The 18,241-nt window shown below is 32.7% G+C and carries 16 protein-coding genes; 6 read left to right on the forward strand and 10 right to left on the reverse strand.

The annotated features are described in order from the left end of the window. Positions 1–209: 209 nt before the first annotated feature. The 9 genes from ilvA to ilvD form a co-directional block, all read right to left on the reverse strand. Positions 210–1,478: a threonine ammonia-lyase IlvA gene (ilvA, locus tag HMPREF2881_RS04110; protein ID WP_002448279.1), complete on the reverse strand. Its 1,269-nt coding sequence runs from the start codon at positions 1,476–1,478 to the stop codon at positions 210–212. Between the two features lie 12 nt (positions 1,479–1,490). Then, a complete protein-coding gene (gene leuD, locus HMPREF2881_RS04115) occupies positions 1,491–2,060 on the reverse strand; it encodes a 3-isopropylmalate dehydratase small subunit (RefSeq protein ID WP_002448274.1) in 570 nt (189 codons plus the stop codon). Between the two features lie 3 nt (positions 2,061–2,063). Continuing rightward, on the reverse strand, positions 2,064–3,434 hold the full coding sequence (gene leuC, locus HMPREF2881_RS04120) for a 3-isopropylmalate dehydratase large subunit (protein WP_002448264.1): 1,371 nt from the start codon (positions 3,432–3,434) through the stop codon (positions 2,064–2,066). Positions 3,435–3,451: 17 nt separating this feature from the next. After that, positions 3,452–4,495, reverse strand: coding sequence for a 3-isopropylmalate dehydrogenase (gene leuB, locus HMPREF2881_RS04125; RefSeq protein ID WP_002448270.1), 1,044 nt, complete (start codon positions 4,493–4,495; stop codon positions 3,452–3,454). After that, positions 4,495–6,027: a 2-isopropylmalate synthase gene (locus HMPREF2881_RS04130; protein WP_002455078.1), complete on the reverse strand. Its 1,533-nt coding sequence runs from the start codon at positions 6,025–6,027 to the stop codon at positions 4,495–4,497. The genes leuB and HMPREF2881_RS04130 overlap by 1 nt, the downstream gene beginning before the upstream one ends. A 20-nt stretch (positions 6,028–6,047) precedes the next feature. Beyond that, positions 6,048–7,052 (reverse strand): ketol-acid reductoisomerase, encoded by a 1,005-nt coding sequence (ilvC, locus tag HMPREF2881_RS04135; RefSeq protein ID WP_002448272.1) that lies wholly within the window; start codon positions 7,050–7,052, stop codon positions 6,048–6,050. Positions 7,053–7,177: 125 nt separating this feature from the next. Continuing rightward, positions 7,178–7,417, reverse strand: coding sequence for an ACT domain-containing protein (locus tag HMPREF2881_RS04140; RefSeq protein WP_002448278.1), 240 nt, complete (start codon positions 7,415–7,417; stop codon positions 7,178–7,180). After that, complete coding sequence (ilvB, locus tag HMPREF2881_RS04145) at positions 7,414–9,132, reverse strand: biosynthetic-type acetolactate synthase large subunit (protein ID WP_002488061.1); 1,719 nt, start codon at positions 9,130–9,132, stop codon at positions 7,414–7,416. The genes HMPREF2881_RS04140 and ilvB overlap by 4 nt, the downstream gene beginning before the upstream one ends. Positions 9,133–9,150: 18 nt before the next feature. After that, a complete protein-coding gene (gene ilvD, locus HMPREF2881_RS04150; RefSeq protein ID WP_002448260.1) occupies positions 9,151–10,839 on the reverse strand; it encodes a dihydroxy-acid dehydratase in 1,689 nt (562 codons plus the stop codon). Positions 10,840–11,281: 442 nt separating this feature from the next. Between ilvD and tsaE the strand changes: the two genes are divergently transcribed. The 4 genes from tsaE to tsaD are packed head-to-tail and all read left to right on the forward strand — an operon-like array spanning position 11,282 to position 13,844. Beyond that, positions 11,282–11,743, forward strand: a complete 462-nt coding sequence (gene tsaE / locus HMPREF2881_RS04155; RefSeq protein WP_002448263.1) for a tRNA (adenosine(37)-N6)-threonylcarbamoyltransferase complex ATPase subunit type 1 TsaE — start codon at positions 11,282–11,284, stop codon at positions 11,741–11,743. Beyond that, positions 11,724–12,389, forward strand: a complete 666-nt coding sequence (gene tsaB, locus HMPREF2881_RS04160) for a tRNA (adenosine(37)-N6)-threonylcarbamoyltransferase complex dimerization subunit type 1 TsaB (protein ID WP_002448261.1) — start codon at positions 11,724–11,726, stop codon at positions 12,387–12,389. The genes tsaE and tsaB overlap by 20 nt, the downstream gene beginning before the upstream one ends. Before the next feature lie 11 nt (positions 12,390–12,400). Then, positions 12,401–12,826, forward strand: a complete 426-nt coding sequence (rimI, locus tag HMPREF2881_RS04165; protein ID WP_369963310.1) for a ribosomal protein S18-alanine N-acetyltransferase — start codon at positions 12,401–12,403, stop codon at positions 12,824–12,826. Beyond that, positions 12,819–13,844, forward strand: coding sequence for a tRNA (adenosine(37)-N6)-threonylcarbamoyltransferase complex transferase subunit TsaD (tsaD, locus tag HMPREF2881_RS04170; protein WP_002448271.1), 1,026 nt, complete (start codon positions 12,819–12,821; stop codon positions 13,842–13,844). The genes rimI and tsaD overlap by 8 nt, the downstream gene beginning before the upstream one ends. A 335-nt stretch (positions 13,845–14,179) precedes the next feature. Here tsaD and HMPREF2881_RS04175 read toward each other — a convergent pair whose 3' ends face one another. Continuing rightward, positions 14,180–16,117 carry an ABC-F family ATP-binding cassette domain-containing protein gene (locus HMPREF2881_RS04175; protein WP_002448285.1) on the reverse strand — a complete coding sequence of 646 codons (1,938 nt, stop codon included), beginning with the start codon at positions 16,115–16,117 and terminating at the stop codon, positions 14,180–14,182. 246 nt (positions 16,118–16,363) lie between these two features. Here HMPREF2881_RS04175 and HMPREF2881_RS04180 point away from each other — a divergent pair, with 246 nt between their 5' ends. Beyond that, on the forward strand, positions 16,364–17,002 hold the full coding sequence (locus HMPREF2881_RS04180; RefSeq protein ID WP_002455084.1) for a redox-sensing transcriptional repressor Rex: 639 nt from the start codon (positions 16,364–16,366) through the stop codon (positions 17,000–17,002). 143 nt (positions 17,003–17,145) lie between these two features. Further along, positions 17,146–18,234 (forward strand): YeeE/YedE family protein, encoded by a 1,089-nt coding sequence (locus HMPREF2881_RS04185; protein WP_172848042.1) that lies wholly within the window; start codon positions 17,146–17,148, stop codon positions 18,232–18,234. Positions 18,235–18,241: the final 7 nt, after the last annotated feature.

Here is an 18,241-nt window from a genome sequence, read left to right on the forward strand (position 1 = left end):
GTTGGACTGACGTTCCGCTAGAGTAGGACGTTGCTAGGCAAATCATTGTATGGATGCGATGACCCGATATTGAGACTGTGAGGTCTCTTTTTTTTATGTCGAAATTTATAGAAAGTATTTGGAGCTAATGAATTGAGAAGTGGAAGTATTAAACTAAAAAAATAATAAAACTTCTTCAATAATATACTGAAGAAGTTTTTAATATTATCTCAAATTAATAATGAATACAACATTTTATTTTCATTAATATAAATATTTGATGGATCAAATTCATCGACATTATGTTTTAATTGTTCTAAATCTTGATGATTATTTAACTGAATGCCAATAATAACAGTACCAGTATTTTGAGAAGCTTTTTTTAGATATTCAAATTTAGTAATATCATCTTGAGGACCTAAAACATCATTAACAAATTCTTTTAAAGCTCCTGGACGTTGAGGGAAGTTTAAAATGAAATAATGTTTCATTTCTTCATATAAAAGTGAACGTTCTTCAATTTCTTTCATACGATTAATATCATTATTTCCACCACTGACTACGCATACTACAGTTTTTCCTATAATATTGTCTTTATAAAATTCAAGAGCTGATACACTTAATGCACCTGCTGGTTCTGCTACTATTGCTTGTTTAGAGTACATATCTAAAATTGTAGAACATACTGCACCTTCATCAATTTGTAAGTAGTCGTTGACGTATTGTTTGACAATATTAAAGGTAATATCACCAACACGGGCTACTGAAGCGCCATCAACAAATTTATCTATATGTTCTAAAGTTACAACTTTATTTTGAACTACTACAGATTCATACATACTACTTGCTCCGGCAGGTTCGACGCCAATGATTTGTGTATGTGGACTATGTTCATGCATATATGTACTTACACCGGATATTAGACCTCCGCCTCCAATAGCTGCAAAGAGATAATCAAATTGAATCATTTCTTTTTTTGCTTCTAATAAAATTTCTTTTGCTAATGTCCCTTGACCAGCGATAGTATAAATATTGTTGAATGGATCAATAAATGTCATATGATGCTCATCTGTATAAACTAAAGCTTCTTTTAAACAATCATCAAATGTATCACCAGTTAGAACGATTTCTACATTTTCTGCACCAAAGAATTTAACTTGATTTACTTTTTGAAGAGGGGTTGTCACTGGCATAAAGATAACAGCTTTTAAATTTAATGCTTTAGCAGTATAAGCTACTCCTTGGGCATGATTACCAGCGCTTGCGCAAGTAATACCTTTTGATTTAGCTTGTGTGTCTAATACTGAAATAGCGTTATAAGCACCACGCAATTTAAATGAGCGTACCCATTGCAAGTCTTCTCTTTTTAAATAAACATTACAATTATATTTTTGTGAAAGATAATGATCATATTGTAATGGTGTTTCTTTCACCACATCTTTTATACGTAAATAAGCTTCGTCTACATCAGTAGCTGTTACCGTTGTCTTTAAAACCATTTGTTATCATCCTTACATTGTTTTCTCATATTTCTCTATTAATTCTTCATATTTTAATGTAATAGCAATATCATCTAATCCATTTATAAGTTTATCTTTCCAAGTTTCATCTATATCAAAGTGGAAAGATTGATTATTTGCTGACACAGTTTGATTTGGTAAATCAACCGTTATATTATTTTGATTGGCTAGATATTTTCTAGATTGTTCATTTAAAACAATAGGTAACATTCCATTTTTTGTACAATTCATATAGAAGATATCGCTAAAACCACCAGCAATAATAATATTAAAGCCAAAATCTTTTAAAGCCCAAGCAGCATGTTCACGACTTGAACCACAACCAAAGTTGTCTCCAGTAATAAGAATTGAAGCACCTTTATATTTTGGTTTGTTTAGATTAAAATCTGGGTTATCTGATCCATCAGGTAAATAACGCCATTCATCAAAAGCAAAGGGTCCAAAACCAGTTTTAGTAATTCGTTTAAGATGAACTTTTGGAATAATTTGATCTGTATCAATATTATCGTTAAACAAAGGGACTACTTTACCTGTGTATTGGGTGATAGGCTGAATATCCATTACTTATACAACCACCTTTCTTACGTCAACGAATTTACCATTTATTGCTGCGGCTGCTGCCATGGCTGGAGAAACAAGATGTGTACGTGCACCTTTACCTTGCCGACCCTCAAAATTTCGATTACTTGTTGAGGCACAATGGACACCTTCTGGTACTTGGTCAGGATTCATTCCTAAGCACATGGAACATCCAGGTTCTCTCCATTCAAAGCCTGCTTCTTTAAATACTTTGTCTAATCCAAGAGATTCTGCTTCTTTTTTTACTGTACGTGAGCCAGGAACAACAATAGCAGTAATTTTAGGATGTACTTTTTTTCCTTTTACGATATGGCTTGCTTCTATCAAATCTGATAGGCGAGCATTAGTACATGAACCTAAAAAGACATAACCTAAATCGATATCTTCTGCTTTTTGACCAGGTTTCAGTCCCATATAGTTGTATGCCCGTTCATCATTAATATTTTGAATTTCTGGAAATGGAGAACTAAAATTTACACCCATCTCTGGATTTGTGCCCCATGTCACTTGAGGTTCTAAATTTGTTACATCAAGTGTAATCACTTTGTCAAAATGAGCGTTTTCATCTGAATATAGTTTCTGCCATTCTCCAATAGATTGATTAAAATTTTGTGCATATGGACGACCTTTGATATATTCAAATGTAGTTTCATCCGGTTGAATAATACCATATTTAGCTCCACCTTCAATGGCCATGTTACAAATTGTCATTCGACCCTCCATGGATAGTGATTGAATTGTTTCTCCAGTAAACTCAAGTGCATAGCCTGTTCCGAAATCTACACCATATTGATTGATTAAATGTAAAATAATATCTTTAGCATACACACCAGGTTGTAATTTACCAGAAACTTCAATTTTAAGATTTTTAGGTTTTGTTTGCCATAATGTTTGAGTTGCAAAAACATGTTCTACTTCACTTGTTCCAATGCCAAAAGCAATAGCACCAAATGCCCCGTGAGTTGCTGTATGTGAGTCACCACATACGATTGTCTTACCTGGTTGTGTTAATCCAGTTTCAGGGCCTACCATATGAACGATACCCTGCTCATCGGAACCCATATCAAAAATATGTACCCCAAAATCTTTGGCATTTTTCTGTAAGGTTGTAATCTGTTTATTAGCAATTTCATCTCTAATATTAAATATATCGATTGTAGGAACATTATGATCAAGAGTTGCAAAGGTTAAATCTGGACGTCTAAGTTGTCTTTTTTGAAGTCTTAATCCTTCAAAAGCTTGAGGAGAGGTCACTTCATGTATAAGATGCAAATCTATGTATAAGAGTTGAGGTTCGCCTTCTTTACCAGTTAAGACATGTTTATTCCAAACTTTATCAAATAATGTTTGAGCCATTATTTATGTACCTCCCTTTATTGATAACTTTTTTTAAGTAACTCAAAGATTTCTGAAGTTTTATAGTGTCCTCCAAGGTCTTTTGTTGTTTTACCAATTTTAATTAAATGATATACAGCATCTTCTAATTCTTCTGCTGCTACACTTTGATTTAAACTTTCTCTTAAACACATTGCTAGTGACAATACCATTCCAAATGGATTAGCAAGATTTTGATTAGCAATGTCAGGCGCTGAGCCATGAATAGGTTCATAAAGTCTAGTACCGTGTTCACTAAAACTTGCCGAAGGGGATAAACCAAGTGAACCGGGTATTACTGAAGCTTCATCACTTAAAATATCACCAAAGAGATTTTCAGTAACAATGACGTCGAATTGTGAAGGATGAGTAATCAAATGCATACTACACGCATCAACGAGTAAATGATTTAATTCGATGTCCGGATAAGACTTGCTTACTTCAGTAACAGTTTTTCTCCAAAGTTTACTTGAAGCAAGGACATTCTCTTTATCTACAGAAGTTACTTTTTTATTACGAGTACGTGCTAATTCAAATGCAACTTTAGCAATACGTTCTATTTCAGCTTTAGTATAAATAAGAGAATCTAATGCTTCAGAATGATTAATATGTCTAGGTTCACCAAAATAAATGCCACTCGTTAATTCACGAACTATAACTAGGTCTGTATGTTTAACACGCGCTTCTTTTAAAGGTGAAAATTGACTGGTACCTTCAGTCACTTTAGTAGGACGAATATTAGCAAATAAGCCTAACTTTTTACGTAACGCTAATAATCCTTGTTCTGGACGATTATTAGGATCTGTCCATTTTGGTCCTCCAACTGCTCCTAATAAAATCGCATCTGCTTCTTGACAGGCAGAGAGTGTTTCATTAGGAAGGGGAGTGCCATGTGTATCAATGGCGGCTCCTCCAAAATCATAACTTTTTAAATTATAGGTGAAATTGTATTTCTTACTTATTATTTCTAATAGTTCCAAACTTCCATTTAGAATTTCAGGACCGATGCCATCTCCGGGTAAAGCAACAATTTTATATGTCATTATTTATTACCTACTTTCTCTAAATCTTGGGCAATATATTTAGCATGAGCTTCCACATATGCTTTACAAGAAGCTTGAAGTATATCATGATCGATACCTATGCCATTAACATGTTGATTTTCAATAACAAGCTCAACATGAACCTCAGCTTGTGCATCTGTACCTTCAGTAACTGAATCAATTCTATAATCGATTAGTTCACTATCCTTTTTAAAAATACGATCAACAGCATTGTAAATTGCAACAATTGATCCTGTACCAATGCTTGAGTCTTGATAAATATGACCTTTTTTATCTTTAATGACAACAACAGCACTTTGTAGACCATTTGAAACGTATTGTAATTGTAAAGTTTCTACTTGATAAATTGCATTTTGTTCATGTTCAGAACCTTGAATCATCGCATGAATATCTCGATCAGATACTGATTTTTTCTTATCTGCTACTGCTTTAAATTGTTTGAATAACTCGATTTGTTGTTTAGGTTCAATGTCATAACCTAACGTTTTAAGTTTTTCAGCAAAAGCATGTTTACCAGAAAGTTTGCCTAAAGGTAATTCATTTTTACTTATTCCAACAAGTTGAGGCGTCATGATTTCGTACGTTTCAGGATTTTTAAGAACACCATCTTGATGAATACCTGATTCATGACTGAAAGCATTTTGACCAACAATTGCTTTATTTCTTGGAACTCGAATGCCTGCATATCTAGAAATTAATTCTGAAGTCAATTTAGTTTGCTCTAATTTTAATTTTGTTTCAATACCATAATGATCTTTGCGAACGTATAGTGCTAATGCAATTTCTTCTAATGCAGTATTACCTGCACGTTCACCAATACCATTTACAGTACCTTCAATGCGTTTCGCACCATTTTCAATTGCAGCTAAGCTATTTGCTACTGCCATACCCAAATCATCATGACAATGTGCACTATAAATAATTTCTTTTTCTGATTTAACATTTGTAATAAGAGATTTAAAAATGGCACCATATTCACTTGGATAGCTATATCCAACAGTATCTGGAATATTGATTATTGTAGCTCCAGCATCAACAGCTGTTTGAACAGATTTTATAAGGAATGCTTGATCTGTTCTTGATGCATCTTCTGGTGAGAATTGTACTACATCGAATAATGATTTAGCATAACTGACATGTTCTTTAATTGATTCTAAGACTTCTTCTTGAGTCATTTTTAGCTTATGCTCTAAATGGATAGGGGAAGTAGCAATAAATACATGAACACGTGGTTTAGTAGCACATTTTGTTGCTTCATATACTGCATCAATATCAGATTTTTTACATCTTGCTAATCCACACACTGCAGTGGTAGTTAATGCTTTAGAGATTGCTTCTACTGATTTAAAGCTTCCAGTACTTGAAGCGGGGAAGCCTGCTTCAATAACATCGACTCCCCATTTTTCAAGTTGCTTAGCAATACTTAAACGTTCATCAAATGAAAAATTCACACCAGGTGTTTGCTCTCCATCTCTTAACGTTGTATCAAATATTTGAATATGGCTTTCCATTTTTAACATCTCCTTACATTTTATTTTTGAATGCTTTTAGATTTAATAAATGGCATCATTTTTCTTAGTTCACGACCCACTGCTTCAATTTCATGACCGTGTTGTTGTTCACGCAATTCATAAAATTCTTTAAATCCATTTTCGTTATCTTTAACAAAGCGATTAGCGAAATTACCATTTTGAATATCTTTAAGTACTTCTTTCATATTGTCTTTAACATCTGGAGTAATGACACGTGGACCAGATACGTAGTCACCAAATTCAGCAGTATTTGAAATTGAATAACGTACATTTTCCATACCGCCTTCATACATTAAATCAACGATAAGTTTCATTTCATGTAGTACTTCAAAATATGCTAATTCTTTTTGATATCCAGCTTCCACTAATGTCTCGAAACCACTTTGAATCAGTTTATGAATTCCCCCACAAAGTACAGCTTGTTCACCGAATAAGTCAGTTTCAGTTTCCTCTTTAAATGTTGTTTCAATAACACCAGCACGTGTAGCACCAATACCTTTTGCATAACTTAAAGCAATGTCACGTGCATGACCTGTAGCATCTTGTTGAACACCAAATAATGCTGGCACAGCTGAACCTTCAACAAATGTACGTCTTACTAGATGACCAGGACCTTTAGGTGCTACTAAGAAGACATCTACATCTTTAGGTGGTTCGATGACGTTAAAATGAATATTAAATCCATGTGCAAAAGCTAATGCATTACCAGCTTCTAAATTTGGAGCAATTTCATTTTTATATACATTACCTTGAATTTCATCAGGAAGTAATACCATAATAACGTCTGCTTGTTTAACTGCTTCAGCCACTGGATAAACATCTAATCCATCTTCTTTAGCTTTATTAAATGAATCACCTGGACGAATACCAACTCTTACGTCGTAACCGTTATCTTTAAGGTTTTGAGCATGTGCATGGCCTTGAGAACCGTAACCGATAATAGCGATTTTTTTACCTTGTAGTGCATCTTTTTCTACTGATTGATCATAATAAACTTTTGTCATAATACTTTCCTCCATTAGTAAAAAAATTTAAAAAATTCCGAATATTGAAAAGATAATAATTAACTTCATGATGTTAGACATTAAATATGATAATTGATGTAAAATGCTAGCGCATCATCTAAGAATTAATCATTCACATCTTCAATATTAATAACACTGACTTGTTTTTTTAATTTAGTAATTAAAATTCGATATACATCTTCATCCTCAATATGAACTTTGATTGTCATATCAGATATGCCATCTTCACTAGCAGGTTTTACATATAATTCATTGATATTGTACTGTAATCTTACAAAAGCACTTGTGATTCGATTTAACGTACTGACTTGGTCAGCTACTTTTAATTTTAAAGTTCGGTTCATTCTAGACCCTCCATTTCATGATTAGCTTTACCACTAGGAATCATAGGGTTTACAGGTTCCGCTGGAGAAATTCTTACTTCAATTAAAGCAGGACCTTCATAATTAAAAGCTTCATCTAATTGCGCTTTTAATTTATTAGGATGATCGATTAAGAAGCTTTTAACACCGTAAGCTTCAGCCATTTTAATAAAATCTGGTTGATCATTAAAAACAGAATGTGAAAAACGTTGATTAAAGAATTTATCTTGCCATTGTTTTACCATTCCTAATGTACCATTGTTAATTAAAACAATTTTTACATTTAGGTGATATTCAGGTAATAACGCCATTTCTTGATTGGTCATTTGGAATCCACCATCACCTACAAAACAAACAACTGTTTTATCTGGAGCTGCGAGTTGTGCACCAATTGCTGAAGGAATACCGAATCCCATTGTTCCTAATCCACCACTTGTAACCCATTGACTATGATGTTTAAAAGGATAAAATTGTGCTGACCACATTTGATGTTGACCTACATCTGTAGTGACGATGGCTTCACCATTTGTGATTTTACCAATATATTCAATGGCTTCTTGTGGACGACAAAATGTATCATTAGCTTCTTTGTATTTAAATGGATGTTTTGATTTATTATCTAAACAATGGTCTACCCATTCTTTGTATGTAGCATGACTTTGATGTTCAGTAACTAATGCTTCTAATACTTTTTTACAATCTGCAACAATTCCGAGTGTTGTAGGAATCACTTTATTAATTTCTGATTCATCAATATCAATGTGTACTACTTTAGCGTTGGGTGCGAATTCGTTAGGATTACTAGCCAAACGATCATCAAATCGACTACCTAAATTAATGAGTAAGTCACATTCAGTGAGTGCCATGTTACTTGCATAAGAGCCATGCATACCGCCCATACCAAGGAAAAGGGGATTTTCATATGAAATAGCACCTAGACCTAATAAAGTTGTAACAACAGGAATTTGATGTTGAGTAACAAATTCAGTTAATAAAGCATTTGATTTTGAGTGATTGATACCTGCTCCAGCTAAAACGACAGGTTTTTTTTCATGATTTAAATATTGAGAAAGTTGTTGAATATCTTCTTTATTTGGATTTTCAGTTACTTGATATGAAGGTAAATGAACCTCTTCTTCAAGTGGAGCAGAAGAAGTTAAAACACCCATATCTTTTGGGAAATCAATGACTACAGGTCCTTTACGTCCAGTATTTGCTAAATAAAATGCTTCGTGAACAATTCTAGGGATATCATCTACATGTTTAACTTGGTAATTAGCTTTTGTAATTGGCGTTGTCATTGATAATAAATCAGCTTCTTGGAATGCATCTTTACCAATACCAGGGGTTGCCACTTGTCCGGTAAATACGACTAAGGGTAGAGAATCACAATAAGCATCAGTAATACCAGTGATAGCATTTGTAGCTCCAGGACCACTTGTTACGACGACGACACCTGGTTTGCCTGAAACACGTGCGTATCCTTCAGCGGCATGGGTAGCACCTTGTTCATGACGTGCAAGAATATGTTTAATTTTTTCATCATAAAATGTATCGTATAATGGTAAAACTGCGCCACCTGGATATCCAAAAATGAAATCAACATCTTCGTGTACAAGTGCTTCTACTAATAAGTCAGAACCGCTTCGAGTTGTAAGTGTTTCAGTTTGTTTATTACTTTCCTTTGTTTTTGACATATTTATCGCTCCTTAAATTTAAATAAGATTTTCTGGGACTTGCATAATACCACCCGTATTTGCACTGGTTACTAAAGCAGTGTATCTTGCAAGATAACCTGTTTTTACTTTAGCTTTAAAAGGCTCAAGTTCTTCTTTACGTTTATACAATTCTTCTTGAGGCTGATTAACGTCTAAAGTTCGATTTACTAAGTCAATAGTAATTTCATCACCATCTCTAATCAGACCAATAGGACCTCCTGAGGCTGCTTCTGGTGAAATATGACCTACAGCGATACCACGAGTGGCTCCAGAAAAACGACCATCTGTAATTAAAGCAACATCTTTTCCTAAACCTCTTCCGACGATAGATGATGTAGGAGCTAACATTTCTGGCATACCCGGACCTCCTTTAGGTCCTTCATATCGAATGACAACTACGTGACCTTCACGAACTGTTTTATTATCAATTGCTTCTACAGCTGCATCGTGTGAATCAAAGCAAATTGCTTTTCCTTTAAATACTTTAATTGAAGGATCAACACCACCAACTTTAATTACTGCACCTTTAGGAGCAATATTACCGAATAAGACGGACAATCCGCCTTCTTTATCATATGGAGCATCTAAAGAATGAATAACATCGAAATTTTTAATCTCTTTACCTTGGTTATTTTCTCTTAATGTTTTACCAGTAACTGTTAGTCGATCTGGATGCAGGGTTCCTTCTTTTTTCATTAATTCATTAATGATTGCTGGACATCCGCCAGCTTCATGAACATCGTGCATAGAATAAGAAGAACTTGGTGCAATCTTAGATAAATAAGGCGTTTTTTTAGCAATTTCATTAATTCTTTCTAAGTCATATTCAATTCCAGCTTCATTAGCAATTGCTAATGTATGAAGTACAGTATTTGTTGAACCACCCATTGCCATATCTAAAGCAAATGCATCATCAATTGCTTCTTTCGTAACAATATCACGAGGTTTAATGTCATTTTTTATATTTTCTACCAATTGAAATGCTGCTTGTCTAATCATTTCACGACGTTGATCGCTTACTGCTAAAGCTGTACCGTTGTAGGGAAGTGCTAATCCTAAGACTTCCATTAAACAATTCATAGAATTTGCTGTGAACATTCCTGCACATGATCCACATGTTGGACAAGCATTTTGTTCCATATCTAAAAATTCTTCTTTAGTAATTGAACCTTCTTTAAAAGCTCCGACTGCTTCGAACATAGACGATAAAGTTAAAGCTTTTCCTTGAGCAGATAAACCAGCTTTCATTGGACCACCTGAACAAAAGATAGCAGGGACATTCGTTCTAACAGCTGCTAATAACATTCCAGGTGTAATTTTGTCACAGTTAGGAATATAAAATACACCATCAAACCAATGAGCATTGATAACAGTTTCAGCCGCATCTGCAATAATTTCACGTGACGGTAAGGAATACCTCATACCAATATGTCCCATTGCTATTCCATCATCGACACCAATTGTATTAAATTCAAAAGGAATTGCACCTGCTTCACGAATCGCTTCTTTTGCAATATCTGCTAATTCTCTTAAATGAACATGTCCAGGAACGATATCGATATATGAATTACAAATTGCTACAAAAGGCTTATTCATGTCAGTAGGACTTTTAAGTGCTCCTGTCGCGTGTAATAGGCTTCTTGCTGGTGCTTGATGATCACCTTTTTTTATCATGTCACTTCTCATTTATTCATTCCCCCATAAATTACTAATTATTAAAATAAAAAAACGCCCCAATAAAGTTGGGACGTTTTTAAGTCCCATTCAATGAGAAATAGGACTTAAACATTTAGTAAATTAAGCTACTAAAGTTCCAGCCCTGAAGAGTATAATAAAATAATTAAATTTTCTAGTGGTGACAGTGAATATGTAAATGATTGCATGGTATTATACTCCTTTCTTGAATGGGTGATTATTTGAATAGTTAGAATTGTTTAAAAATTTGATAAATTTAATTTACACTAAACAGATATTAAAGTCAATACTCTTTTTAGAATTTTCTAACAATTTAGAAGAATGATTTATATTTTATTAATGAGAAATTTTTAGTAAAGTTTGTTACAATTATTAAGTTAAATTTAGATGAAATAACGAAGTGTAAAATAAACATGAGGAGAGAGAACAATACATGATACCTATCAAAAATTTAGATGAGATGGAACATTTTGCTAAAATTTTAATGAAGCATGTTGGTTCAAAAGATGTCATTTTATTGAATGGAGATTTAGGTGCTGGTAAAACAACGTTGACTCAATTTATAGGTAAATATCTAGGAGTAAAGCGTAATATTAATTCTCCTACGTTTAATATCATAAAATCATACAAAGGTAAGGAGTTAAAACTTCATCATATGGATTGTTATCGCTTAGAAGATTCAGATGAAGATTTAGGATTTAATGAATACTTTGAAGATGACGCTGTTACAATAATTGAATGGAGTCAATTTATACAGGAGTTCCTTCCGGAAGAGTATTTAGTGATTAATATTACGACTATAAACGAAAATCAACGACAAATTAATATAGCAGCAAAAGGCTATCATTATACTAAAATAAAGGAAGAGATAGACAATGAACTTACTGTTAATTGATACTTCAAATCAACCCATGTCAATTGCTTTGATGAACGATGATGAGGTTTTAGCAATAAAAACAACAAATAGTAAAAAAGATCATTCGAGCCAACTTATGCCTAGTATTCAATCCTTATTTAATGAATCGAATTTAAAAAAACAAGAATTAGATGGGATTGTTATTGCAAAAGGGCCTGGCTCTTATACAGGAGTGAGAATAGGCGTTACTGTAGCGAAAACATTAGCCTATGCTTTGAATACTAAATTATATGGTGTATCATCGTTAAAAGCATTAGCGGCTACTATAGATACGAATGATAAAAGAATTATCGTACCAATATTTGATGCTCGTCGCGAAGCGGTATATACAGGATTATATCAATATGAAAACAATCAATTAAATACAATTGAAAAAGACCAATATATTTCTTTAGAAGCGTTGCATAAAAAACTCAATGATTTAAATCAACCTTATGTGTTTGTAGGAGAGGACACGGAAAAATTATCTGAATTACTACATGGAGATATTGAGGCTAAACTGCCTAATGCAACTGTCATGAAACACTTGATTCATCAACCTGAAAACATTCATACGTTTGTACCAAATTATATAAAATTGTCAGAGGCGGAACGTAATTGGTTAAACCAACAGAAGAACAGTTAACCATTAGAGCGATGCAAGTCGATGATGTACCAAGTGTTTTCGATATTGAGAGAGAAAGCTTCAACGATAGTTCATGGACCATCGATGCATTTTACCATGAACTAAATGAAAATAACTTTGCAAAATACTTTGTTGTTATTTTTCAAGAAGAAATTATTGGATATTTAGGATTATGGATAGTAATAGATCAAGCTCAAATTACAACAATAGCAATCAAAGAATCATTCAGAGACTATGGATTAGGTCAGCTATTACTTAATTATGTGATGGACTATGCTAGGCATACTTGTGATGTGATGAGTTTAGAAGTGAGAATTACGAATGTGATAGCTCAACATGTATATAAAAAATTAGGGTTTCAATATGGCGGTAAAAGAAAAAATTACTATGGAGAAGGCGAGGATGCATTAGTGATGTGGGTGAATTTAAATGAATAGAGACATATTAATATTAGCGGTTGAAACAAGCTGTGACGAAACAAGTGTAAGTGTTATAAAAAATGGAAATACGATTTTATCTAATATTGTACTTAGTCAAATAGAAAGTCATAAACGTTTTGGGGGAGTAGTCCCTGAAGTTGCAAGTAGACATCATGTAGAGGGAATTACGACTACAATTGATGAAGCGTTATCTTCAGCTAATGTTACTATGGAAGATATCGATGCCATAGCTGTTACACAAGGACCTGGATTAATAGGGGCACTTCTAATAGGAATTAATGCAGCAAAAGCTTTAGCATTTGCTTATAATAAGCCAGTCATTCCTGTTCATCATATTGCAGGACATATTTATGCTAATCATCTTGAAGAACCGTTAGTCTTTCCTTTAATAGCATTAATTGTTTCGGGTGGACATACAGAACTCGTTTATATGAAATCACATTTAAATTTTGAAGTAATTGGTGAAACACGAGATGATGCTGTAGGAGAGGCTTATGATAAGGTAGCAAGAACAATTGGTTTATCATATCCAGGAGGCCCAGCTATAGATGCACTTGCTTTGGAAGGAAAGGACACATACCATTTTCCTAGAGTATGGCTTGAAAAAGATAGTTATGATTTTAGTTTTAGTGGATTAAAAAGTGCAGTGATTAATAAGTTACACAATCAACGACAAAAAAATGAAGACATAAAAAAAGAAGATGTTGCTACCAGTTTCCAAAATAGTGTTGTCGATGTATTAAGTACAAAGGCTATTAATGCTTGTAAAGCTTATCATGTTGAACACCTTATTGTAGCTGGCGGAGTAGCTAGTAACAAAGGATTAAGAGAACGATTAAATCATTTGTGTAAAGAAAATAACATTAAACTTTCAATACCTAATTCAAAGTTATGTACAGATAATGCTGCTATGATTGGTGCTGCTGGATATTATTACTATAAAGCTGGTGTAACTTCATCTCTAGATTTAAATGGAAAAAATAATATAGATATTGAAGATGTAACAGTTGAATAATAAAGTAAAAAGTAATTGAACTTAAAATCAAATAAGTTTCAATTACTTTTTTATTTAATTAGGTTAATATATTGACTTATGATATATGTCAATAGAGAACGTGTGTACTTATCAACAAATAGTTAATATCTTGTGGATAAAAAGGGGGCAAAGATGTGAATATAGTTTAAATGTTGTGTAAAAGTTATGTGAATTATTATCGTTCGCGTTGTGGATAACTAGGATAAGTTCGTTGATAACTGAGATATCAGTATTTTAGTTGTTTATAAATTTGTGAATGAAATAAATAAAAAACTAGTAAAAATTTGATACTTTTACTAGTTTTCTTAGATGTATTAAATTTTTTCTTGTAATTCTTCCCATTCAGCCATAACATTCTCTAATTGTTGTTCGATACTTAATTTCTGCTCAGCAAGTTCATTTGCCTTAATAGGATCATTAAAAATATCAGGCTGAGTCAATTGTTGATCAATTTGAGTAATGTGTTCTTCATATTTTTCGATTTGTTCTTCACATTGCTCAATTTGACGCTCAATTTTTCGTAATTCTCTCTTATATTGTTTTTGAGAAGCATATGTATTAGTCGTTGACGAATCGGTGTCTTCTAAATCAAGCGTTTCATCTTTATTGTTTTCCGCTTCAAATTCCTTTAACGCAGAAGCTTCTTCTGTTTTCTCAATAAAATATTGATAGTCACCTAAATACAGTTGACCGCCATCTTTATTTAAATCAAATACTTTATTTGCTAGTTGATTAATAAAATATCGATCATGGGAAACAAATAAAATTGTACCTTCAAAATCTTTTAACGCTTGTTCTAACATTTCTTTAGAATCTATATCAAGATGGTTAGTAGGTTCATCGAGTATCAAAACGTTATCGCGTTGTAACATAAGTAAAGCTAATTGCAAACGTGCTTTTTCGCCCCCTGATAAATCATTAATAACTTTTTTGACGTCATCTTGAACGAATAAAAATCGTCCTAAAACAGCGCGGACATCTTTTTCATTCATCATAGGATATTGATCCCAAACATAATCTAATATTGTTTTATTAGATTTGAATTCTGCTTGTTTTTGATCGTAATATCCTATGTTTAAATTAGCACCATAAGTAATTTCTCCACCTAATGCTTTTTGACGATTTGCAATTGTTTTGATAAGGGTAGTCTTTCCAACTCCATTAGGCCCAATAATAGCAATATGGTCTCCTTTTGTAACTTCAATATTAATAGGAGCAGTGATAGGGGATTGATAACCTACTTCTAGATTACGGATATGCATCACATCATTGCCAGTATTTCTATCAAACCCAAACTGGATATTAGCACTTTTAGCATCCATCATTGGCTTATCGATACGTTCCATTTTTTCTAATGTTTTTCGACGACTTTTAGCCATACCGCTTGTTGAAGCCCGAGTAATATTTTTTTCCACGAAAGTTTCAAGACGTTTAATTTCTTCTTGTTGTTTTTCATATTCTTGCATTCTTAATTCATAGTATTTATCACGTTGAGTAATAAATTGCTCATAATTACCTACGTAACGCTTCACATTTCCTAAAGCAACGTCATATATTTGAGTTACAATTTTATCTAAGAAGTATCTGTCATGACTAATAATAATGATGGCACCTTTAAAATATTTCAAATAATCTTCTAACCACTTAGTTGTTTCCAAGTCGAGGTGGTTTGTAGGTTCATCTAATAGTAATAAATCTGGCTCACTTAAAAGCATCTGTGCTAAAGATAAACGTGTTTTTTGTCCGCCACTAAAATCATTAATGGGTTTATCAAATTCTTCTTCAGTAAAGTTTAAACCATGCAATACTGTTTTAATTTTACTTTCATATTGATAACCTTCAAGTTGTTCAAATTGATTAGATAATGATTCATAACGCTCCATATGTTGTTTATAATCTTCTGAATCATAACTATCAACGTGAGCGGCTAACCAATCAGTTTCATCATTAATAAGCGTTTCCATATGCTTAATATGTTCAAATGGTTTTGACATTTCTTCAATTACAGTAAGAGAAGAATCAAGTGTCATTTGTTGAGTTAAATAACCAATACGTAAATTCTTGATTTTTGAAATATGACCACTATCATAATCTTCAACACCTGCAATAATCTTCATTAACGTTGATTTTCCAGCGCCATTTCTTCCTACTACGCCAATACGTTCTCCAGTTTTAACTTCAAAATTAACATGATTAAATATATCTTCACCATCAAACGATTTTGAAATATCATTTAATTGTAAAAGTATCATTCAAGTTTCACCTTTCTATCTATGTAACAATCACATTTATTTAACTTTAAATTTGACATTATTATATCATTTTACAATATAAGGTATGCTTAGGAAACTAAGATATTTATTTTTGAAATAGGTTACGGTATAATATTGCAGTATCCATAATAGGCATTATATATATTTCACTAAAATAACTAATTGCACTCTAGTTAGTTTGAATATATAGATTAAAAAGTTCAAACAAAAAGGGGGACATTGCATATGCCTCAAAATCAATCAAAAATACCTCGCGCTACATTAAAACGTTTACCTTTATATTATCGATTTGTTAATTCATTAAAAATTAAAGGTATTGATCGCGTGAGTTCTAAAACAATTAGTGAGGCTTTAGATATTGAATCAGCTACGATAAGAAGAGATTTTTCTTATTTTGGTGAGTTAGGTAAGAAAGGATATGGCTATAACGTTGAGAGTCTTTTAGAATTCTTTAAAACGGAGATTAGCGATAGTAATAATATTCACATTGCTATTGTTGGCGTAGGGAATTTAGGACGTGCATTACTTACTTACAATTTTTCAATACATGATGAAATGACAATTACAGCTGCATTTGATATTGATAAAGATATTGTTGGTACAACAGTTGGAAAAGTGACAGTAAAGCATATTGATGATATTTCATCTGAACTTCAAAAACAGAATATTAATGTAGTGATTCTTACTACACCAGGAAGTGTGGCACAATCTGTTTCAGATCGACTTATTAAGGCAGATGTAAAAGGTATCTTAAACTTTACTCCTGCTAGAATTGATGTGCCAAATGATGTTCAAGTTCATCATATCGATTTAGGTATCGAATTACAATCACTATTATTCTTTATGAAAAACTCTTCAAATTAATATTAAATTATTTTTTAAAGCTACAATGCATTTGCATTATAGCTTTTTTTATAAATATATTAATTCAATGGAAAATATTGAAATAGGTTAGTTAATCCATTATAATACCTTAGTAAATCAATCGGGAAAGGGTGTTTTATTTGATTTGGATGATTATTAGTGGATTAATCGTTGGCCTATTATTAGGTTTTGTTATGCAACGTACACGTTTTTGTCTTACTGGCGGATTTAGAGATATGTATGTTCAAAAAAATAATAAAATGTTTTATGCTTTGTTAGTGGCAATTACAGTACAAAGTATAGGCTTACTAGTTTTAACTGGTTTTGATGTATTAACAGTTTCTTATCAAACATTTCCAGTAATAGGTACGATTATTGGTTCATTTGTGTTTGGTATTGGTATAGTATTAGCTGGCGGATGTGCAACTGGCACATGGTATCGAGCTGGGGAAGGATTAATTGGTAGTTGGGTTGCTTTAATTATGTATGCTTTATCAGCAACAATTACCAAAGCTGGAATTCTATTACCTTTAATGAATAAAATTAATAAACCAACGAATGTAAATGCTAGTATGTCACAAACGACAGGCATACCAAGTTGGATATTAGTTATTATATTAACAGGTGTAACATTATTCTTAGTTATCCGTACATTACATAAACCAAAATCCAAAATTGCTGTACCCAAATTAAAGCAAAGATATTCAGGAATACGACATTATTTATTTGAAAAACGCTATCATCCATTTGTAGCTGGAATTATTGTAGGATTGATTGCTTTATTAGCATGGCCTATGAGTTATTCTACTGGACGTGAAGATGGATTAGGTATCACTACTCCATCAGCACATATTGTTCAATTTTTAATGAGTGGAGATTTAAAATTTATCGATTGGGGCGTTTTTTTAGTATTAGGTATATTTATTGGATCATATATTGCTGCTAGAGGAGCAAAAGAATTTAAATGGCGTTTACCAGATAAAATTACTATTAGAAATAGTGCTATTGGTGGTATATGCATGGGATTTGGTGCTTCAGTTGCTGGCGGTTGTTCCATTGGTAATGGATTAGTGGCGACTGCAACACTAAGTTGGCAAGGTTGGATTGCTTTAGCATCGATGATATTAGGTACATGGTTTATGAGTTACTTTATTTTCGTAAGACCAATGAAACAAATTCAAAAACAAACAGCTCAATCTACTCAAATATCTAAACAAACTCAAACAACTTAATTATTGG

Origin of the sequence: Staphylococcus sp. HMSC057A08 (genome assembly GCF_001812925.1) — a bacterium.
Lineage (GTDB): Bacteria > Bacillota > Bacilli > Staphylococcales > Staphylococcaceae > Staphylococcus > Staphylococcus hominis.